This window comes from Parvularcula dongshanensis (assembly GCF_014199615.1).
GTDB classification, from domain to species: Bacteria; Pseudomonadota; Alphaproteobacteria; order Caulobacterales; family Parvularculaceae; genus Parvularcula; species Parvularcula dongshanensis.
The window spans coordinates 98,484-116,145 of the sequence record NZ_JACHOB010000003.1 but is presented as its reverse complement, the minus strand read 5'-3'; the positions used below and the strand labels follow the sequence as shown (position 1 = coordinate 116,145).

16 protein-coding genes and 1 tRNA gene are annotated in these 17,662 nt (G+C 69.2%); 4 read left to right on the top strand and 13 right to left on the bottom strand.

Annotation, left to right across the window (positions count from 1 at the left end; translation table 11 throughout):
- Window positions 1–8 precede the first annotated feature (8 nt).
- The 7 genes from GGQ59_RS08495 to GGQ59_RS08465 form a co-directional block, all read right to left on the bottom strand.
- Window positions 9–443 carry a hypothetical protein gene (locus GGQ59_RS08495; RefSeq protein ID WP_183817539.1) on the bottom strand — a complete coding sequence of 145 codons (435 nt, stop codon included), beginning with the start codon at window positions 441–443 and terminating at the stop codon, window positions 9–11.
- Window positions 444–463: 20 nt separating this feature from the next.
- Window positions 464–1,477: a type I glyceraldehyde-3-phosphate dehydrogenase gene (gene gap, locus GGQ59_RS08490; RefSeq protein ID WP_183817537.1), complete on the bottom strand. Its 1,014-nt coding sequence runs from the start codon at window positions 1,475–1,477 to the stop codon at window positions 464–466.
- Between the two features lie 4 nt (window positions 1,478–1,481).
- Entirely contained in the window at window positions 1,482–3,458 is a 1,977-nt protein-coding gene (tkt, locus tag GGQ59_RS08485; RefSeq protein WP_183817535.1) for a transketolase, read from the bottom strand.
- 58 nt (window positions 3,459–3,516) lie between these two features.
- Complete coding sequence (locus GGQ59_RS08480) at window positions 3,517–4,347, bottom strand: HpcH/HpaI aldolase/citrate lyase family protein (protein ID WP_183817534.1); 831 nt, start codon at window positions 4,345–4,347, stop codon at window positions 3,517–3,519.
- Window positions 4,344–4,733: a DUF3224 domain-containing protein gene (locus tag GGQ59_RS08475; protein WP_183817532.1), complete on the bottom strand. Its 390-nt coding sequence runs from the start codon at window positions 4,731–4,733 to the stop codon at window positions 4,344–4,346. Before GGQ59_RS08475 ends, GGQ59_RS08480 begins: the two co-directional genes overlap by 4 nt.
- 132 nt (window positions 4,734–4,865) lie before the next feature.
- Window positions 4,866–6,290, bottom strand: a complete 1,425-nt coding sequence (gene cls / locus GGQ59_RS08470; RefSeq protein WP_221400960.1) for a cardiolipin synthase — start codon at window positions 6,288–6,290, stop codon at window positions 4,866–4,868.
- Window positions 6,291–6,335: 45 nt separating this feature from the next.
- Window positions 6,336–7,028 carry an endonuclease/exonuclease/phosphatase family protein gene (locus tag GGQ59_RS08465; protein ID WP_183817530.1) on the bottom strand — a complete coding sequence of 231 codons (693 nt, stop codon included), beginning with the start codon at window positions 7,026–7,028 and terminating at the stop codon, window positions 6,336–6,338.
- 134 nt (window positions 7,029–7,162) lie between these two features.
- Between GGQ59_RS08465 and GGQ59_RS08460 the strand changes: the two genes are divergently transcribed.
- From GGQ59_RS08460 to kbl, 3 genes are all read left to right on the top strand, one after another.
- On the top strand, window positions 7,163–9,688 hold the full coding sequence (locus GGQ59_RS08460) for a DUF305 domain-containing protein (protein WP_183817528.1): 2,526 nt from the start codon (window positions 7,163–7,165) through the stop codon (window positions 9,686–9,688).
- A gap of 79 nt (window positions 9,689–9,767) precedes the next feature.
- Window positions 9,768–9,843, top strand: a tRNA-Trp gene (locus tag GGQ59_RS08455).
- An 89-nt stretch (window positions 9,844–9,932) separates the two neighbouring features.
- Complete coding sequence (kbl, locus tag GGQ59_RS08450) at window positions 9,933–11,138, top strand: glycine C-acetyltransferase (RefSeq protein ID WP_183817526.1); 1,206 nt, start codon at window positions 9,933–9,935, stop codon at window positions 11,136–11,138.
- Here the strand turns inward: kbl and GGQ59_RS08445 are convergent, their stop codons facing one another.
- From GGQ59_RS08445 to GGQ59_RS08420, 6 genes are all read right to left on the bottom strand, one after another.
- Window positions 11,139–12,422, bottom strand: a complete 1,284-nt coding sequence (locus GGQ59_RS08445; protein ID WP_183817524.1) for a cation:proton antiporter — start codon at window positions 12,420–12,422, stop codon at window positions 11,139–11,141.
- A gap of 243 nt (window positions 12,423–12,665) precedes the next feature.
- The gene (locus GGQ59_RS08440) at window positions 12,666–13,982 is read right to left on the bottom strand and encodes a peptidoglycan DD-metalloendopeptidase family protein (RefSeq protein WP_183817522.1); all 1,317 of its coding nucleotides are present in this window, start codon (window positions 13,980–13,982) and stop codon (window positions 12,666–12,668) included.
- On the bottom strand, window positions 13,979–14,362 hold the full coding sequence (locus tag GGQ59_RS08435; protein WP_183817520.1) for a BlaI/MecI/CopY family transcriptional regulator: 384 nt from the start codon (window positions 14,360–14,362) through the stop codon (window positions 13,979–13,981). The genes GGQ59_RS08440 and GGQ59_RS08435 overlap by 4 nt, the downstream gene beginning before the upstream one ends.
- Before the next feature lie 139 nt (window positions 14,363–14,501).
- Complete coding sequence (locus GGQ59_RS08430; RefSeq protein ID WP_183817518.1) at window positions 14,502–14,792, bottom strand: J domain-containing protein; 291 nt, start codon at window positions 14,790–14,792, stop codon at window positions 14,502–14,504.
- A 143-nt stretch (window positions 14,793–14,935) separates the two neighbouring features.
- Window positions 14,936–15,946: a division plane positioning ATPase MipZ gene (locus GGQ59_RS08425; protein WP_183817516.1), complete on the bottom strand. Its 1,011-nt coding sequence runs from the start codon at window positions 15,944–15,946 to the stop codon at window positions 14,936–14,938.
- 46 nt (window positions 15,947–15,992) lie between these two features.
- On the bottom strand, window positions 15,993–16,724 hold the full coding sequence (locus tag GGQ59_RS08420) for a hypothetical protein (RefSeq protein ID WP_183817514.1): 732 nt from the start codon (window positions 16,722–16,724) through the stop codon (window positions 15,993–15,995).
- A gap of 64 nt (window positions 16,725–16,788) precedes the next feature.
- Between GGQ59_RS08420 and panC the strand changes: the two genes are divergently transcribed.
- Window positions 16,789–17,655: a pantoate--beta-alanine ligase gene (gene panC / locus GGQ59_RS08415; RefSeq protein WP_183817512.1), complete on the top strand. Its 867-nt coding sequence runs from the start codon at window positions 16,789–16,791 to the stop codon at window positions 17,653–17,655.
- The last annotated feature ends 7 nt before the right edge of the window (window positions 17,656–17,662 follow it).

Here is a 17,662-nt window from a genome sequence, read left to right as displayed (position 1 = left end):
TCCGGCTTCTACTCGGTGGCCTCACAGCGGACGAAGACGGTCAGTTCCCCGCCCTCTTCCTCGGCCAGCATCTCTTCTGGCGAGACGGTCAGCGTGACGTCCCGCATGTAGGCTTCGCCCTCGCCCTCGCAGCTCATGCCGAGGACGAAGCGGGCGTCGGGTTCGAGGACCGTGACCGAGTCGATGGCGCAGGCGTTCTCGTATCCGACGAAGCCCGCGGGCGTGATCTCGATCGGGGCCATGGGCGTGCTGCCCGGCGCTTCGGCGCAGTCGGCACCACCCGAGTTCCATAAGCCCTGGAACGGGTAGGTCCCGTCCGCGGCCTGAATGCCCACGCCCGACGTGGGCGCTTGGGGCGCCGCCTCGGGAAGGTTCACGATCGGCGGTTCCGGCGCCGAGGCCTCCTCTTCCCCGCCGCCGCAAGCGGCGAGGAGAAGAAGCACCGGCGCGAGCTTGCGCGTGCTCAGAGGAACTTCGCCATGGCGAGCGCGGTGTCCGCCATCCGGGTCGAGAAGCCCCACTCGTTGTCGTACCAGCTCAGCACGCGGACGAGGCCGCCATCGACGATCTGCGTCTGCGCGCCGGCGAAGGTCGAGCTGTGCGGGTCGTGGTTGAAGTCATGGCTGACGAGCTTCTCGTCGGTGTAGCCGAGCACGCCCTTGAGGGGACCTTCCGCCGCCTCGCGGACGGCCGCGTTGACCGCGTCCACGCTCGTCTCCTTCGACGGGACGAAGACGAGGTCGATCATCGAGACGTTCGGCGTCGGCACGCGCACGGCCGAACCGTCGAGCCGCCCCTTCATCTCCGGCAGCACCTCGCCGAGCGCCTTGGCCGCGCCGGTCGAGGTCGGAATGATGTTCTGGGCGGCGGCGCGGGCGCGATAGAGATCCTTGTGCATCGTATCGAGCGTCGGCTGATCGCCCGTATAGGAGTGGATCGTCGTCATGTAGCCGCGTTCGATCCCGACGGCTTCATGCAGGACCTTGACCACCGGCGCGAGGCAGTTGGTCGTGCACGAACCGTTGGAGACGATCTTGTCGTCCGCCGTCAGCGTGTCGTGGTTGACGCCGAAGACGACCGTCTTCTCGTCGACCGGCTTGGACAGCGGCGCGGAGACGAGGACGCGCTTCGCGCCCCCTTCGAGGTGCAGCGCCGCCTTGTCGGGCGAGGTGAAGATGCCGGTGCACTCGAACACGATGTCGACGCCCAAGCTTCCCCAGGGGAGCTTGGAGGGGTCGCGTTCGGCCATCACCTTGATCTCATGGCCGTTGACCGTGAGCGTGTCCTCGCCCGTCGAGACCTCGGCCGGGAAGCGGCCGTGGATCGTGTCGTAGCGCAGGAGGTGCGCGTTGGTCTCGACCGGGCCGAGGTCGTTGATCGCGACGACCTCGATGTCGTCACGGCCGTTCTCGATGATGGAACGCAGGCTCAGGCGTCCGATGCGGCCGAAGCCGTTGATGCCGACTTTCAATGTCATGGGCTCAATCCTTCCCGATCAGTTCGCGGACCTTGTCCGCAGCCGCCTTCGCGGTGATGCCGAAGTAGTCGAAGAGCGACGCGCCGGGGCCCGAGGCGCCGAAGCCCTTCATGCCGACGAAGTCGCCCCTGCCGCCGAAGGCGAAGAGGACCTTGTCCCAACCCTGTCGCAGGCCCGCCTCCATCGCGACGCGCGGCACCTCGCCGAGGACCTCGCGCTGATAGGCTTCGTCCTGCTCCTCGAAGAGGTCGAGGCAGGGCATCGAGACGACGCGCGTCGGCGTGCCTTCCTGCGCGAGGCGGTCTTGGGCTTCGAGCACGAGGTCGACCTCGGAACCCGTGGCGATGAACGTCGCCTTCGCGCCGTCCATGTCCTTGAGGACGTACCCGCCGCGCTTCGTTCTGTTCTCGCCCGCTTCCTTGCGGACCGGGCCGATGCCCTGCCGCGTCAGCGCCAGCACGCTCGGGCCGCTCGTCCGCTCGAGGGCGCAGGCCCACGCTTCGGCCGTCTCGACTTCGTCGCCGGGGCGGAAGACCGCGAGGTTCGGAATGACCCTGAGGCCCGCCAGCGTCTCGACCGGCTGGTGCGTCGGGCCGTCTTCGCCGAGGCCGATCGAGTCGTGCGTCAGGACGTAGACGACGCGAATGCCCATCAGGGCCGCGAGGCGAACCGAAGGCCGCATGTAGTCCGCGAAGACCAGGAACGTCCCGCCATAGGGAATCACGCCGCCATGCAGCGCGATGCCGTTCATGGCCGCGGCCATGCCGTGCTCGCGGATGCCGTAGCGGACGTAGCGGCCGCCGTAGTTCTCGTCCGAGAAGTCGTCCATGTCCGGCGTCAGCGTGTTGTTCGACGGGGTCAGGTCCGCCGAGCCGCCGAACGTCGTCTTCAGAGCGCCGTTGATCGCGATCAGCGCGTTCTCGGACGCCTTGCGCGTCGCGACCTTCTTGCCCTCCGACGCGGCCTTGGCCGCATGGTCGGCCAGCGCGGCGACGGCGGCGGAGACGTCGCCTTTCAGCCCCGCTTCGAACGCTTCGGCCTTGTCCGAATTGGCGAGCCGCTGCTCCCAGGCCTTGCGCGCCTCGGCGCCGCGCGAGCCCGCTTCCTTCCAAGCGGCCGCGATGTCATCGGGGACGACGAAGGGTTCGCTCGTCCAGCCGAGGTTCTCCCGCGCCTCCGCGACGCCTTCCTCGCCGAGCGCCGAGCCGTGAACCTTGGCCGTGCCCGCGTTCTTCGCGCCGAAGCCGATGACGGTCTGGCAGGCGATAAGGGTCGGGCGGTCGGAGGTCTTCGCCTCTTCGAGGGCGCGGTCGACGTCCATCGCGTCCTGGCCGTCGCAGGCGATCGTCCGCCAGCCGGACGCTTCGAAGCGCGCGCGCTGATCGGTCGAATCGGACAGCGAGACCTTGCCGTCGATGGTGATGCCGTTGTTGTCCCAGATCACGCAGAGCTTGCGCAGCTTGAGGTGACCTGCGAGCGCGATCACCTCCTGGCTGATGCCCTCCATCAGGCAGCCATCGCCCGCGATCGCCCAGGTGCGGTGATCGACGACATCGTCGCCGTAGATCGCGTTCAGGTGCGCCTCGGCCATCGCCATGCCGACCGCGTTACCGAGGCCCTGGCCGAGCGGGCCGGTCGTCGTCTCGATGCCCGCGCCGTGGCCGTATTCGGGGTGGCCGGCGGTCTTGGAGTTGAGCTGACGGAAGTTCTTGAGGTTCTCCATCTCCCAGCCCGGATAACCGTTCAGGTAGAGGAGGCTGTAGAGCAGCATGGAGCCGTGGCCCGCCGACAGAACGAAGCGGTCGCGGTCCGGCCAGTCCGGCGTGCTGGCGTCGTACTTGATGTGCTTGGTGAAGAGCGTCGTCGCCGCCGTCGCCATGCCCATGGGCATGCCCGGGTGGCCAGAGTTCGCGCGCTGCACCGCATCCATCGACAGCGCCGCGATGGCGGTCGCCATACGGCTGTGAAGTTCCTGATCCATCGGGTCCCGTTCGTCTTTCGTCTCGCGCGCGATGGGATGCACCGCGCCCCGGTAAGGGTCAAGCGCGCGGCGCGGCCAGGGCCAGCACGCGTCGCGCGGACTTGATGACCGGAAGCTCGATCATCTTGCCGTCGAGCAGGGCGACGCCGCCCTCGGCGGCCTCGAACGCATCGACGATCCGCTGCGCCCGCGCGACCTCGTCGGGCGTGGGGGCCAGTGCCTCGTGGATCGGCCCGAGCTGCGCGGGGTGGATCGCGGCGCGGGCATGAATGCCGAGCGTCTTCGCGCGCCGCGTCTCCGCCTTCAGCCCCTCGGGGTCCTTCACGTCGAGGTAGGGCACGTCGAACAGCACCTTGCGCGCCGCTCCGAAGGCGAGCGCGCAGGCCGACCGCGCGTAGAGTTGCGCCTCCCAGTCGAGTGTGCAGCCGATGTCGGCCGCGAGGTCGATCGCACCGTAGACGCCGGCGACGACCGCGGGGTGATCGGCGATGGCGCCCGCGGTCTGGATCGCGCGCGCCGTCTCCATGACGGGGATCAGCATGGGCGCGTCGTAGGCGGCCGCGACCGCGTCGAGCTCGCCCGTGCCCGTGGGCTTCGGCACCATCACGAAGCGAACGCCCGTCGCGCCCTTCAGCGCTTCGAGGTCGGCCGCGCCGACGTCGGAGCCGACCGCGTTCACGCGCAGGCCGACGGTCGCCTCGCCCTCATACCGCGCGAGGAAGTCGAGCGTCGCTCGCCGGGCTTCGTCCTTGCCGCCCGGCGCGACCGCGTCCTCGAGGTCGATGCAGACGAGGTCCGCCCCCGCCGACGCCGCCTTCTCGAAGCGGTCCGGCCGCGCGCCCGGCACGAAGAGCAGCGAGCGCCAGGGACGCGGTTCCGGTCCGCTCATGGCAGGTCGTAGTCCAGCGTGTAGGCATGCTGTCCGCCGGACACCTCGATGTCCATCGTCCCCTTGATGCCGGAGAGGTCGCCGCTGCCTGAGTCCGGAACGATGCCGATGACGAGGTCCTGCCCCGCCGCGGACATGACGCCTCGATGCGACAGCGCGAAGCCGCCGCTTCGGCCGCCCAGGCTGCCCTCGAACCGCTCGATGGCGACGTAGGCGGCGGAACCCTGGACGGGCGTCATCGCGGTCAGCATCTGACCTTCCGAGCGGCCGGCGAGGTCGCCTTCGAAGGTCTTGGAGAGCGTCATCCGGCCGAGCGTCGCCCCCTCGCCCTCGTTTTCTTCCACCGGCTCCATCGAGACGCTGAACGTCCCCCTTGCCTGGTCCATCGCTTCGGCTCCCGGTGACTGAACGGACAGGAACGCGGCCAGAACTAGCGTGCTCGCGCGCATCCGGCGGCTCCCTCGATCCTTCCGGTAGGGGCTACCACGCGAGGGCAGCGGCAGATACCGCCGCGCTGCTCATAGCACCGGCGCCAAGAGCCGCGCGCCCCGGACCGCCAGCTTGAACAGCACCGAACGCTGCTGATAGTCCGTCTCGACGTGCTCGCGGGCCTTCTCGAAGTCCTTCTCGATCATGTCCTCGACGCAGGCGGCGAAGCCTTCGTCCGCGACGATCACCGTCACCTCGAAGTTCAGGCGGAAGCTGCGGTTGTCCATGTTCGCGGTGCCGATCATCGCGATGTCGTGGTCGATGAGCACGGCCTTCTGGTGCAGGAAGCCCCCCGTGTACCGGTAGGCCTCGATGCCCGCCCGCTCGGCCTCCTCGATGAAGTCGAAGCCTGCGAGCCAGACGGCCAGGTGGTCGGGCTTGTCCGGCACCATCACCCGAACCTCGACGCCCCGCAGCGAGGCCAGCTTCAGCGCGGACATCACCGCTTGGTCCGGTACGAAGTAGGGGCTGACGATCCAAAGCCGCTTCTGCGCCGAGTTGATCGCCGCGACGAACATGAGGCTACCCGTCTCCAGGTTGTCGGCGGGGCCCGTCGGCAGGATCATCGCGATCTGGTTGCCGTTCTCCGCCCGCTGCGCCTGCCATTCGAGCGGCAGGACCTCGCCGGCGGCGAACTCCCAGTCCTGCTGGAAGGCCAGCTGCGCCGCCTGCACTAGCGGTCCTTCGATCCGCACATGCGCGTCCCGCCAGGCGCCGAAGCGTTTGCTCTCGCCGAGGTACTCGTCGCCGACATTGTTGCCGCCGACGAAGGCGACGTTGCCGTCGCAGACCACGATCTTGCGGTGGTTGCGGAAGTTGAGCTCGAACCGGCCCCGCAGCGGACGACGCGCACCGAAGGCGGAGACCTTCACGCCGGCCTTGGTGAACCCGGCCCAGTAGCTGCGCGGCGTCGTGAAGCAGCCGATCTCGTCGTAGAGGAGACAACACCGCACGCCCCGCCCCGCCGCCGCGACCATGCGGTCGCGGAGGCGTCGTCCGAGGTCGTCGTCGCGGAAGATGTAGAACTGGACGAGGACGTAGGCTTCCGCCCGGTCGATCGCCTCGAAGATCGCCTCGAAGGTCTCGTACCCGTCCTGAAGCAGCGTGACGCAGTTGCCGGTCGTGTAGCCCGCACCGCCGATGTCCTCGGCGACCTCCAGGCCGCGCGCTGCGTGGCGCGGGCTCTCGGGTTCGTAGGCGAGGAACCGCTCGACCTCGGCCTTGGTGCGCACCCGTTCCTGCGCTCTTTTGAGGCCGGACGCGTAGGCGCCGAAGTGCCGTCGGCCGAACACGAAGTAGAGCGGCACCGCGGCGTAGGGCAGCGCGAAGAGCGCCAGCATCCAGGCCAGCGTCCCCTGGGCGGTGCGGTTCGCCATGAGCGAATGCAATCCGCATCCGACCGCGCCGATGTAGAACACCACGTCGAACCAGAAGAAGATCGTAGAGCTTTCCACGCGGGCGTCCCTTTCGGCCGTCGTCCTTGCGAGGATCGCGCCGCGCTAAGCGTGTTCGCGGGTCACGTCAGCCTTGATCGGCAGGTGGTCGGAGGCGCTCCGGGCGAGCGGCGTGTCGTGGACGCTCGCCGACACCCTTAGGCTTCCGCAGTGATAGAGGCGATCGAGCCGCGCCACGGGCTTGATCGCCGGGAAGGTCCGGCCGGGCGCGTGCTCGGTGAGGGCGCCCGCCAGGGGCTCGAGGCCCTTCCCGGCCGAGGGCCACTCGTTGAGGTCGCCGCAGAGGATGAGCGGCATCTCCGCCCGGTCCGCATACTCCGCCAGGGTCTCGGCCTGCTTGCGGCGGTAGCGGGTCGTGAGCGCGAGGTGCGCCCCGACGACGATCAAGGGGCCAGAATCGAGTTCGACGACCGCGGCCACCGCCCCCCTCGGTTCGAGGTAGGGCAGGTCCAGCCGCTTCGCCTTCAGAAGCCGGACGTGACGCTTGAGCAGGATCGCGTTGCCGTGCCAGCCGATGCTGCCGGGCCGGACGGCAACGTCGGCGATCCGGTAGTCCGTCATGCGCGCGATCGTCTCGCGCGGCAGGGCGGAGATCCGCTCGCCGAACCGCCGATCCGCCTCCTGCAGGACGACGACGTCGGCATCCATCTCGTTGAGGACCCCCAACGTCCGCTCCGGGCGGCGCCGCATGTCGTGCCCCATGGCCTTCTGGATGTTGTAGGACGCGATCCGGAGCATCCCTCTCCGATAACCCGCAGTCCCAGCCGAAGGAAAGAGGCGCGGCGCGAGGGGCCCGCAGCACCTCCCGCTTTGGTCCCAGGCGAAGTCGCGTAAGGTGATGTTGCAAGGCAGCAGATTTCAGGGACCAACGCATGACCTCGATCGTCCGGACAGAAGGGCGCGGCGCGGCGCTCGGCGCGCTTCTCCTTCTGAGCAGCACAGCCCTCTCGACCGCCCTCGCACAGGACGCGCCGATCGTCCTGCCCGGCGCGCCGGGGCAGGACGCCCAGGCGCTGTCCGCCGAAGAGGCGATCAAGGTCTCGGACGCGCGCTACTCTCCGGCGGACGTCGCCTACCTGCAGGCGATGATCCCGCACCACTACCAGGCCGTGGTGATGGCGCGGATGGCGCCCGAACGGACCAACAACGAGGACGTCCTCGCGGCGGCGGGCCGGATCGAACGCTCCCAGCTCGACGAGATCTCGTTCATGCAGACCTGGCTCTCCGATCGGGGCGAGGACGCCCCCGATCCCGAATCGACCGACCACATGCACGAGGTCTCCGACGAGGCGGCCAAGGCCCACCGCGCCATGGGCATGGCGACGCCCGAACAGATCGCGCAGCTCGAAGCCGCGCAGGGCACCGAGTTCGATCGGATGTTCCTGGACCTGATGATCCCGCACCACGAGGGCGCGGTCACGATGACCGACACCCTTCTGCACCAGCCGGGCTCCGCCTACGAGCCCAGGCTGTTCGACTTCACCGGCGAGCTCGTCAACGACCAGACCGCCGAGATCAACCGCATGAACCGCCTCCTCGCGGGCCTGTCGGAGGACGAGCGGGTCGGCCTCGCGGCCGGCGTGGACGATGCGGGTCAGGCGGCGAAGAACCTGACCCTCCTCGCCTCCCTGCCCAAGCCGCCTGGCTTCTTCGACCCCTCGAACCCCGCAGGCCTGCCGCCGGTCCTTCCCGCAGAAGATGAGGCTGGGGACCAGGACGACACTCCGGAAGATCGGGGCGAGGAGACCGCCGAGGAGGAAGCTGCCGACGAGGCCGAGACCGCCTCGCGCGAGGAGGGCGAAAGCGGCGACTCGATGACCCAGTACGTCGAGCGCTACCCGCACCTCGCCTTCTGGAACACCGACATGGCCTTCGCCGGCGACACGCTCGTCACCGGCAACTATCACGGCTTCAACATCTACAAGCTCGACCAGGAAGGCATGCCGACGCTGACGAGCTCCGTCGTCTGCCCGGGGGGCCAGGGCGACGTGTCGATCGTCGGCGACCTCCTCATCATGTCGGTCGAGCAGACCCGCGGCCGCGTCGATTGCGGCCTGCAAGGCATCGAAGAAGACGTCAGCGAGGAGCGCTTCCGCGGGCTTCGCATCTTCGACATCTCGGACCTCTCGCGTCCCAAGCAGGTCGGCCAGGTCCAGACCTGCCGGGGCTCGCACACCCACTCCGTCGTCGCGGCAGACCGCAGGCGGATCGTCGTCTACAACTCCGGCACCTCCTCGATCCGCGACGAGAAGGAACTCGAAGGCTGCGTCGAGGGCCTGCCGGGCGAAGAGCGCAGCGCCCTCTTCAGCATCGACGTGATCGAGATCCCGGTCCGCCGCCCCGAACGCGCGCGGATCATCTCGAGCCCGCGCGTCTTCGCTGACGACGAGACGGGGCGCATCGCGGGGCTCTGGTCGGGCGGCGACCACGGCGAGGGCACGCAAGAGACGCGGCGTACGGACCAGTGCCACGACATCACCGTCTTCCCCGAGAAGAACCTCGCGGCGGGCGCGTGCTCCGGCAACGGCATCCTCCTCGACATCTCGGACCCGATGAAGCCCAAGCGGATCGACGCCGTGAACGATGACGGCTTCGCCTACTGGCACTCCGCGACCTTCAACAATGACGGCACCAAGGTGATCTTCACCGACGAGTGGGGCGGCGGGGTGCAACCGCGCTGCAAGGCCTCGGACCCGATGAATTGGGGCGCGGACGCGATCTACCGGATCGAGGACGGCAAGCTCGTCTACGAGAGCCACTACAAGATGCCTGCGCCGCAGTCGGACACGGAGAACTGCGTCGCGCACAACGGCTCGGTCGTGCCCGTCCCGGGCCGCGACCTCTTCGTGCAGGCCTGGTACCAGGGCGGGCTCTCGGTGATGGACTTCACCGACGAGAAGGACCCCGTCGAGGTCGCCTACTTCGACCGCGGTCCGATCATGGAGGACCGCACGGTCATCGGCGGCTACTGGTCGACCTACTACTATGACGGCAAGATCTACGGGACGGAGATCGTCCGTGGTCTGGACGTCATGGCGCTGGAGCCGAGCGAGTACCTGACCGAGAACGAGCTTGCAGCCGCCGCGCTCGCCGACTTCGGCGACGCCTTCAACCCGCAGCAGCAATTCCCCGTCAGCTGGCCCGCCGAGCCCGTCGTGGCGAAGGCCTATATCGACCAGCTCGTCCGCAGCGGGACGGTGACGGAGGACGCGGCGTCGCGGATGATGGCGACGCTCGACCAGGCCGCCGAAGCGCTGTCGGGCTCGGGCCGCGACCGAGACCTCGCCGGCGCGGTCGAAGGCCTCGCCGAGGGCGTCTCCGCGAGCGACGCGCAGGGCCAGGAACGCGTCGCCGCCCTGACCGGCACCCTCGCCGGCATTGCGGGCCGCTTGCGCTGAGAACGAAGAGGGGCGGCCGCGCCGCCCCTCTTATCGTTTGCGTCCGCGCCGCCCCCGGCGTAAGCGCCTCCCCGGCCTTAGGGGTATAGCTCAGTTGGTAGAGCATCGGTCTCCAAAACCGAGGGTCGTGGGTTCGAGTCCCTCTGCCCCTGCCAGGCCGCCTTCGGACACCCGCCTGCACGCTTAGGTTGGCCCGGGCTTGCGGTGCGGCGTACAACTCCCGGAATCATCCGGAGTTTCTTCCATGTCTGCCGCCTTCTACGACCGCATCGACGCCGAGATCGACGAGACCAAGTCCGCCGGCCTCTACAAGACCGAGCGTCTGATCGAGGGCAAGCAGGGCCCGACCATCTGCGTTCAGGGCCGAGAGGTCCTCAACTTCTGCGCCAACAACTACCTCGGCCTCGCCGACGACGCCGGGCTCGCCGAAGCGGCGAAGGAGACGATGGACACGCACGGCTTCGGCCTGGCCTCCGTGCGCTTCATCTGCGGCACGCAGGACATCCACCGCGTGCTGGAGCGAGAGATCGCCACCTGGCTCGGCTTCGACGATTCTATCACCTTCGCCGCCTGCTTCGACGCGAATGGCGGCGTGTTCGAGCCGCTGCTCGGGCCAGAGGACGCGATCATCTCGGACGCGCTCAACCACGCTTCGATCATCGACGGCGTCCGCCTCTGCAAGGCCAAGCGCTACCGCTACGCCAATAACGACATGGACGACCTCGAAGCGCAGCTTCGCAAGGCGGACGAGGACGGTGCGCGGACCAAGCTCGTCGTCACCGACGGCGTCTTCTCCATGGACGGCGTCATCTGCGACCTCGCGGGGCTCTGCGCGGTCGCCAAGCGCTACGACGCCCTCGTCATGGTCGACGACTGCCACGCGACCGGCGTCCTCGGCGAGACGGGGCGCGGCACGGCGGAGCATGCGGGCGTCATGGGTCAGGTCGACATCCTGACCTCGACGCTGGGCAAGGCGCTCGGCGGCGGCATGGGCGGCTTCATCTGCGCCCGGCAGAACGTCGTCGACCTCCTGCGCCAGCGGGCCCGTCCCTACCTCTTCTCGAACGCCCTCACCCCCGCCCTCGTCGGCGCCTCGCGCAGGGCGATCGCGATGGTGCGCGATGGCGACGCCCTTCGCCGCCAGCTGGTGCGCAACGCGGAGCGCTTCCGTTCGCGCATGGCGCAGTCCGGCTTCGACCTCATTCCTGGCGAGCATCCGATCATCCCGGTCATGCTGCACGAGGCCCCCCTCGCCCAGGAGATGGCGACGCGGCTGATGGAAGAGGGCGTCTACGTCACGGGCTTCTTCTATCCGGTCGTGCCGAAGGGGAAGGCGCGCATTCGCACGCAGATGTCGGCGGCGCATACGGACGAGCAGGTCGATGCCTGCGTCGACGCCTTCGTCCGGATCGGACGGCAGCTCGGCGTCATCGGCCGCAAGGGCGCCTGATCAGCTTTCTTCCTTCGGCTTCGCGAAGGTGCGCGTCGGCCGTTTCTCGGTCGGCCGCTGCTCCTCGTCCCCCTCCCCTTTCATCATCCGGCCGTAGAGCGCGGAGAGCGGCGAGGCGCTCAGGCCGTGCAGCAGGATGCTCAGGCCTGCGGTCAGAGAAGCCACCACGGCGACCGTGCCGCCGGGGTCGCGGGCGTAGTCGTCGGTGACGATGACGACGTAGAGGATCGTCGCGAGGCCCCTCGGTCCGAACCAGCCGATGAAGAGCGCCGTCGGCGCCCGCACCCCTGCCCCGATCAGGCAGATCGCGACCGGCAGCATCCGGATGACCGTCAGGCTCAGAAGCGCGTAGACCACGTGGTGCGGCCTCACCTCGGCCAGCGCGTCCGGCAGCAAGGTCGCGCCGAAGAGAAGGAAGGCGAGGAGGATGAGGACCTGCCCCTCGCTCTCCGTGAACTCTTCCACGAAGCCGTCCGACGACCGCTCGGCCGACCGGCCGAAGGCGAGCCCCGCGACGAAGGCCGCGATGAAGCCGTTCCCGCCCAAGACCTCCGCGCCGGTATAGGCGAGCGCCGCGATGGCGAGGGCCGTGACGGCGGCGTAGGTCTCCGTCTCCCACCCCTTCTTGCGCGCCGCCTCCGCCGCTCTGCCGCCCAGAACCCCCGCGACCGCGCCCGCGAGCGGGCCGAGCAGCAGCTGACCCGCCACGAAGCTCGTCCAGCCGAGCGCGTCCCGCTGCGCGATCTCGGCGCTCTCGGGCGCCGTCAGCGCGGCGAAGAAGAGGACGGCGGGCAGCGCGATCCCGTCATTGAGGCCGCTCTCGACGTTCAGGGTCTGACGGACCCTGGCGGGCACCGCGGGGTCGGACACCGTCGCCTGGCCGAGGGCCGCGTCGGTCGGGGCGAGGATCGAGGCCAGGAGCGCCGCGCTGGCGAGGTTCAAGGCGGGTAGCATCGCCGCCCCCACCGCCGTGCCGAGCAGGATCGTGAGCGGCAGGCCGATCAGCAGCAAGCGGACCGGCATGCCGCCCTGGCGGCGCAGGGACAGCGGATCGATGCGAGACGCGTCGGAGAAGAGAACGAGCGCCAGCGTCACCTCCGCGAGCGTCCGCACGAGCGACGATTCGAGCGGCGGGAACACCCCGGCCCCGCCCCGCCCCAAGATGAACCCCGCGACCGTCATCACCATCGGTCCGGTGATGGCGTGCCGTTCGAGGGGCTTCGACGCGATGCCGTAAGCGGCGACGACGAGCGCGGCGATCAGCATGGGCAGGGCGTGTTCCATGAACAGGAGCTACAGCCGCGCCGCGCGTTGGGCACGCCCAGTGAGCATCACCGCGCCGCTCGCGCGGGGGCCTCGCAGAACCCAAACCTGCCAAGACCAGCGCTGCCTTCGTGACCCTAGGGCCAAGTGCCCCGCTGATCGGCAGAGTCGGTCTCGGACGGCGACGACCGTTCTTGGATCTCTTGCGGATGCCGCGGCGTCCGGCGATCCCGGACGCCGCGACGCCTCAGGCTCGAGGTGCCATCATCGCGCTATATCGAGCTCGCCGGCAGGATCCACCCACTCCCCGTCTCGCCTGACCTCGAAGTGCAGATGGGGGCCGGTCGACTGGCCGCTGCTGCCGACCGCGCCGATCCGTTGTCCGGCGGCGACGTCTTCGTTCCACTGAACATCGATGGCATCGAGCTGCGCGTAGCGCGTCAACAGACCGGCCCCGTGATCGATCACGACCGTAAGGCCATAGGCCCCCTGCTCGCCGGCTTGGGTCACCCTTCCTCCGCCTGCGGCCGAGACCGGAGTGCCGCGCGGCGCCGCGATGTCGATGCCGCGATGGTTCGCGGGCTCGCCGACGATGGGGTGGGTGCGCGGTCCGAAGGCGCTCGTCAGCTCACCTTGCGTCGGGACCACCGACAGGCCGCGGCCCTGGGCCGCGCCCGCGATGGCCACGGCCAGGGTCGCGGGGACGACGGCCACGCCAAGCGCGAGGGACCGCAAGGGACGCCGCTTGCCGCTCGCGGCCGACGGGCGCAGGATATGGGTCATTCTCATCCGGTGATCTCCTAGGTTCCGGGGTGGGAAAGCCGCCGGGCCGCCGTGCAGGGCGGTTCCGGCGGCGTGCTTCAGCCCTAGGAGGAGAGCCTCCGCATAGGACCGACGCTCGGTGGCCGCGCCCTCGAGGGCGGCGGCATCGCAGGCGATCTCGGCGGCGAGGCGGCATCGGTCCGCCTGGCGCACGAAGAAGGGGTCGTGCCACAGGACGGCCCGCACCGCGGAGAGCAGGAAGAAGAAGCGCGGATCCCCGCGGCGCAGGTGCGCGCGCTCATGCGCTAGAACGAGGCGCGCCGCCGGGGCGCGGCCGAAGTCCTGCGGAACGACGATCCTGCCGAAGGCCGCGATCGGCGCATCGACCTCGGCACTGGCGAACACGCCGTACCCGCCGGCGCCGACCGCCTTCGCCACGACGCGGCGCAGACGGAGGACCGTCCCCGCAAGGAAGGCGAGGCGAACGAGCGCCGCTCCCGCCCACGCCCATAGGACCAGGGAGGGCAGCGCAGACAGCACGTCGAAGGGCCAAGCCATCCCCTGGGCGGTGACGGCCGGTGAGACCGCCGCGGGACCAAAAGCGTCCGCAGCGACGGGCAGCGGCACCGACCATGACCAGCCGCTTCGCAAGCCCAGAAGAGCGAGCCCAGCGCAGACGAGTGGCGCCACCATGGCGGCCGCCGTCGTCTTCTCGTAGCGATCGCCTTCCGGGGGCCGCCCGGGCCAGCGCAGCGCGGCGACGAGGGCGTTGCCGGCGGCGGCGGTGAAGAGAAGGATGAGCGCCTGCGCCGCACTCACGGCGTCTGCTCGTCGCGCAGCAGCGCCTCTAGCTCCTCGACCTCGTCGCGCGTGACGAGCCCAGTTCCGACGAAGGCTGCCGCAGCGGGCGGACGATCGGCGCCGAGAAGGCTGACCGCGAAGCCGCGTATGAGATCCGCGAGCGTTTCGAGGCGAGGACGCGCCGCCGCGAAGGTCTTGACGCCGTGTACGGTCTGCGTCCGCAGCGCGCCCTTCTCCACCATGCGGTCGAGCGTCTTGCGCGTTGCCGAGAGCGACCAGCCCGTCGCCTCCGCGCTCGCCTCGTGCAGCTCGCGAGCGCTTGCCCGGCCGAGCGACCACACCGCGCGCATCAACACGACCTCGGAGGGCGCTAAGCGAGGAGGATCGAACGACGCCATGCGACAGATGTCGCGGACATGCGACAGTACGTCAAGAGCGAGGATCGACGGTCGCCATGACGCTTCGACCGCCAGGAGATGCCGGCCAGCGCGGCCAACCTACCGCACCCGACTCCTCGCCACTCGGCTTGAGGCCCACTCATCGGCGCAGCACGTCGCGCGCTGCGTTGACCCGCGCGGCCAGGTCCGCCGAACCGCCTGCGTCGGGGTGCGCTTGCGCGATCAGCCGCCTGTGCGCTGCGTCGATCTTGGCGTCGGTCGGCGTGCCCTCAAGCCCGAGGATGCGGCACGCTTCGGCCTTCGTCATCGGGCCGGATCGACCCGCCGGATCGGGGGGGGCCGGCGCCCGGCGAGCCAGCAGGCCGCCCGCGACGATGAAGGCCACGACCCCGAGCGGCACGAGGCGCACCGCGCAGAGGATCACACCCACCAACGCGAGCGCTCCTACCGTCACCGCTTTGCGGCGACGGCGGGGGAGGCGCGACAAGCGCCGCCTTACGTCGGTACCGAAGAGAAGTGTGCCCCCACCCAACAGCAGCAGGAGCAGGAGGACGGGGCCTGACACCCCGCCCCTTAGGCCGCTCGGCGGCCGCCCGAAGCGAGCTGCTCGAGCAGCGCGGCGTCGGGCAGGACTTCGTTCGCGGAACGCGGCGCTTCGACCGTCTCGGGCACTTCCGCCTCGGCGACCTCGTCGAACACCTCTTCCGTCTCGGGGGCCTGGGCGTGCTTCGGCATGTCGGGCGCGAGGTCCTTGGCGACTTGCTCGCGCACCTGCGGAAGGCGCAGCGCGGCGAGAAGGCTTCTGACCTCCTGGCGCGCCGCGAGGTGAGACATCGAACCGAGCTTGCGCGGCGCCCCCTTCCCGCCGAGGTCGAGCAGCGTCATCCCCGCCGTGAAGAGCTCGCGGTAGATCACCCGCTCGCCGAAGCCGCGAGCCTGGCGGAACTGGATGCGCTTGGAGAGTTGGTCGAGCTTTTCGCCGACGGCCTTCTTGTTCTTGGCGTTTGTCGCTGACAGGCGGTTCCTGGCGACGACCCAGTCGATCCCGCCGAGGACACCCGACTGCGCGCGGTGCTGGCGCGCCGCCCAGACCATCTCGGCGTAGAGGCTTGGCCCTTGAATCTCGCCCGTACCGGGATCGATTCGTGCGAGGAGGTCGTAGTCGACGAAGCTGTCGTTCATCGGCGTGACGATCGTATCCGCATGCATGTGCGCGATGCGGGAAAGGTGGGTGTCGGCGCCGGGACTGTCGATGACCACGAACTCGCAGCCCTGATACTCCATCAAGGTACGGCCGAACGCATCCTGCTCCTGCGCCTTGGCGGTGGCCCGGCTGTCATGGTTCGAACCCTGCACCGGCAGGAACTTCGGCATGGGAAGGTCTTCGGGCGTCAGCTTCTGCGCCACGCCCCACTTCGCCCGGTTCTCGAGATACCGGCTGAGGCTCTTCTGGCGCAGGTCGAGGTCGAGGACCCCGACTTTGTAGCCCGAGCGGATGAGTGCGATGGCGACGTGCATGGCGACGGTCGTCTTGCCGGACCCGCCCTTTTCGTTACCGACGACGATGACGTGTGTATCTGTCATGATGAGGCTCCTGCCAGGAAACAGTGCATTCGGACGGTGACTTCCCTCAAAGCCTGTCCATCGCCGCTCCCTCCATAGGGATAACAGCGCAGTACGTGCCCTGATCTTCCAGGATCGCGCAAGCGTCTTGCGCGGCTCCCTCGTCGAGCGGACCTGCCAGCAGGCGGACGAATTCCCCCTGCCCCGGCACGTCGACATACATGGTGAGCGGCGATAGCCCGTTTAGGACGTCGCCGAACTGTTTCGTGAGAACCTGCCATCCTTCCTCCGCCTGCGCCATGGCGCGGTAAGAAGCAAGGTGAAGGGCGGCCGCTTCGGGCCCTGCGGACGGCGCAAGGCTGGCTAGGACTTCCGGTTCGGCAACGGGTTCATCGGCCCCCTCAGGCCGTACGACGTCGTCCATCACCGAGCGGGTCTCGCCCGTGAAGGTCTGCCCCGCTTCTGCTTCCGCGGCGGCATAGCGCACGGGCGTCGGCGCCTCTCGGCGTATCACGATCTCGTCAAGGTCGGGCAGAGGGCCGCGCGAAGGCGCTGTCCACGCCGCCGGTTGCCTCAGCGGTGCGGGCTCTACCTTCTCGGCTCGGTAGGCGACCGATCTGTAGACGGTGCCGCTTTCGATCTCCGGCGCCGCGTAGCCCGTGCTGCGCAAGGTACGCGCGGCCGCGGAGGGCGCCTTCGCCGTCACGACCGGCTCCGCCGTCCCGCTTGCGCAAGCGCCGAGCAGGCAGACGACCGGCAGGAGCCGGACCGGGTTGCGGATCGGGAGCGCGTGTCTCATGGACGCTAACGTTAACCCTTCTGGTTTACGAAACCTTTACGCCGGTAAAGAGAATACGAACATCATGCACGACCTAACCGTGAGTCGCAGTCGCGAAGAGCTGACGAAGGCGCTTTCGCGCTGGCGTTCGGGCGGAGAGCGCATCGTTCTCGTCCCGACCATGGGCGCGCTGCATGAGGGGCACCTCACGCTCGTCCATGCCGCGCGGCGGCACGGGGACCGCGTGGTCGCCTCGATCTTCGTCAATCCGACTCAGTTCGCCCCGAACGAGGACTTCGACGCCTACCCCCGCGACGAGGAGGCCGACTTGGGTGCGCTGCGCAGGGCGGGCTGCGACCTCGCCTACCTGCCGGCGCCGGCGGAGATGTACCCCTCTGGAGACGAGACCCGCGTCGTCCCCGGCGCCCTGGCCGAACCGCTCGAAGGGGCGTCCCGACCGGGCTTCTTCACGGGGGTTTGCACGGTCGTCGCGAAGCTCTTCGGTCAGGTCAGGCCCGACACGGCCGTCTTCGGAGAGAAGGACTACCAGCAGCTCCTCGTCGTGCAGCGCATGGCGGCGGACCTCGCCCTCGGTGTTAAGGTCGTCGGCGTTCCGACCGTCCGGGAACCCGACGGCCTCGCTCTATCCTCTCGCAACCGCTACCTCAGCCCGCCAGAGCGCCGCATCGCCGCGCGCCTGCCAGAAACGCTCGGCAAGGTCGCCGGGCGCGTCCGCGGCAGCGTGGCGACGGACACGGCGTTGGCTCAGGGCCTGCAGGATCTGCGTACGGCAGGCTTCGAGCCCGACTACCTCGAGCTGCGCCGACGTGACGACCTTAGCCCCCTGCCCCCGCGCGCCCTGCGCCGTGACGAGCTGCAAGCCGCCCGCCTCTTCGTCGCGGCGAAGCTCGGCAGGACCCGGCTAATCGATAACGTTCCGCTAGCGGAGTAAGCCTTTC

What these genes read in the sequence shown, in the direction of transcription:
- gap (WP_183817537.1), bottom strand. Translation starts at nt 1,477, where the DNA reads ATGACATTGAAAGTCGGCATCAACGGCTTCGGCCGCATCGGACGCCTG.
- tkt (WP_183817535.1), bottom strand. Translation starts at nt 3,458, where the DNA reads ATGGATCAGGAACTTCACAGCCGTATGGCGACCGCCATCGCGGCGCTG.
- GGQ59_RS08480 (WP_183817534.1), bottom strand. Translation starts at nt 4,347, where the DNA reads ATGAGCGGACCGGAACCGCGTCCCTGGCGCTCGCTGCTCTTCGTGCCG.
- GGQ59_RS08475 (WP_183817532.1), bottom strand. Translation starts at nt 4,733, where the DNA reads ATGGACCAGGCAAGGGGGACGTTCAGCGTCTCGATGGAGCCGGTGGAA.
- GGQ59_RS08465 (WP_183817530.1), bottom strand. Translation starts at nt 7,028, where the DNA reads ATGCTCCGGATCGCGTCCTACAACATCCAGAAGGCCATGGGGCACGAC.
- GGQ59_RS08460 (WP_183817528.1), top strand. Translation starts at nt 7,163, where the DNA reads ATGACCTCGATCGTCCGGACAGAAGGGCGCGGCGCGGCGCTCGGCGCG.
- kbl (WP_183817526.1), top strand. Translation starts at nt 9,933, where the DNA reads ATGTCTGCCGCCTTCTACGACCGCATCGACGCCGAGATCGACGAGACC.
- GGQ59_RS08445 (WP_183817524.1), bottom strand. Translation starts at nt 12,422, where the DNA reads ATGGAACACGCCCTGCCCATGCTGATCGCCGCGCTCGTCGTCGCCGCT.
- GGQ59_RS08435 (WP_183817520.1), bottom strand. Translation starts at nt 14,362, where the DNA reads ATGGCGTCGTTCGATCCTCCTCGCTTAGCGCCCTCCGAGGTCGTGTTG.
- GGQ59_RS08425 (WP_183817516.1), bottom strand. Translation starts at nt 15,946, where the DNA reads ATGACAGATACACACGTCATCGTCGTCGGTAACGAAAAGGGCGGGTCC.
- GGQ59_RS08420 (WP_183817514.1), bottom strand. Translation starts at nt 16,724, where the DNA reads ATGAGACACGCGCTCCCGATCCGCAACCCGGTCCGGCTCCTGCCGGTC.
- panC (WP_183817512.1), top strand. Translation starts at nt 16,789, where the DNA reads ATGCACGACCTAACCGTGAGTCGCAGTCGCGAAGAGCTGACGAAGGCG.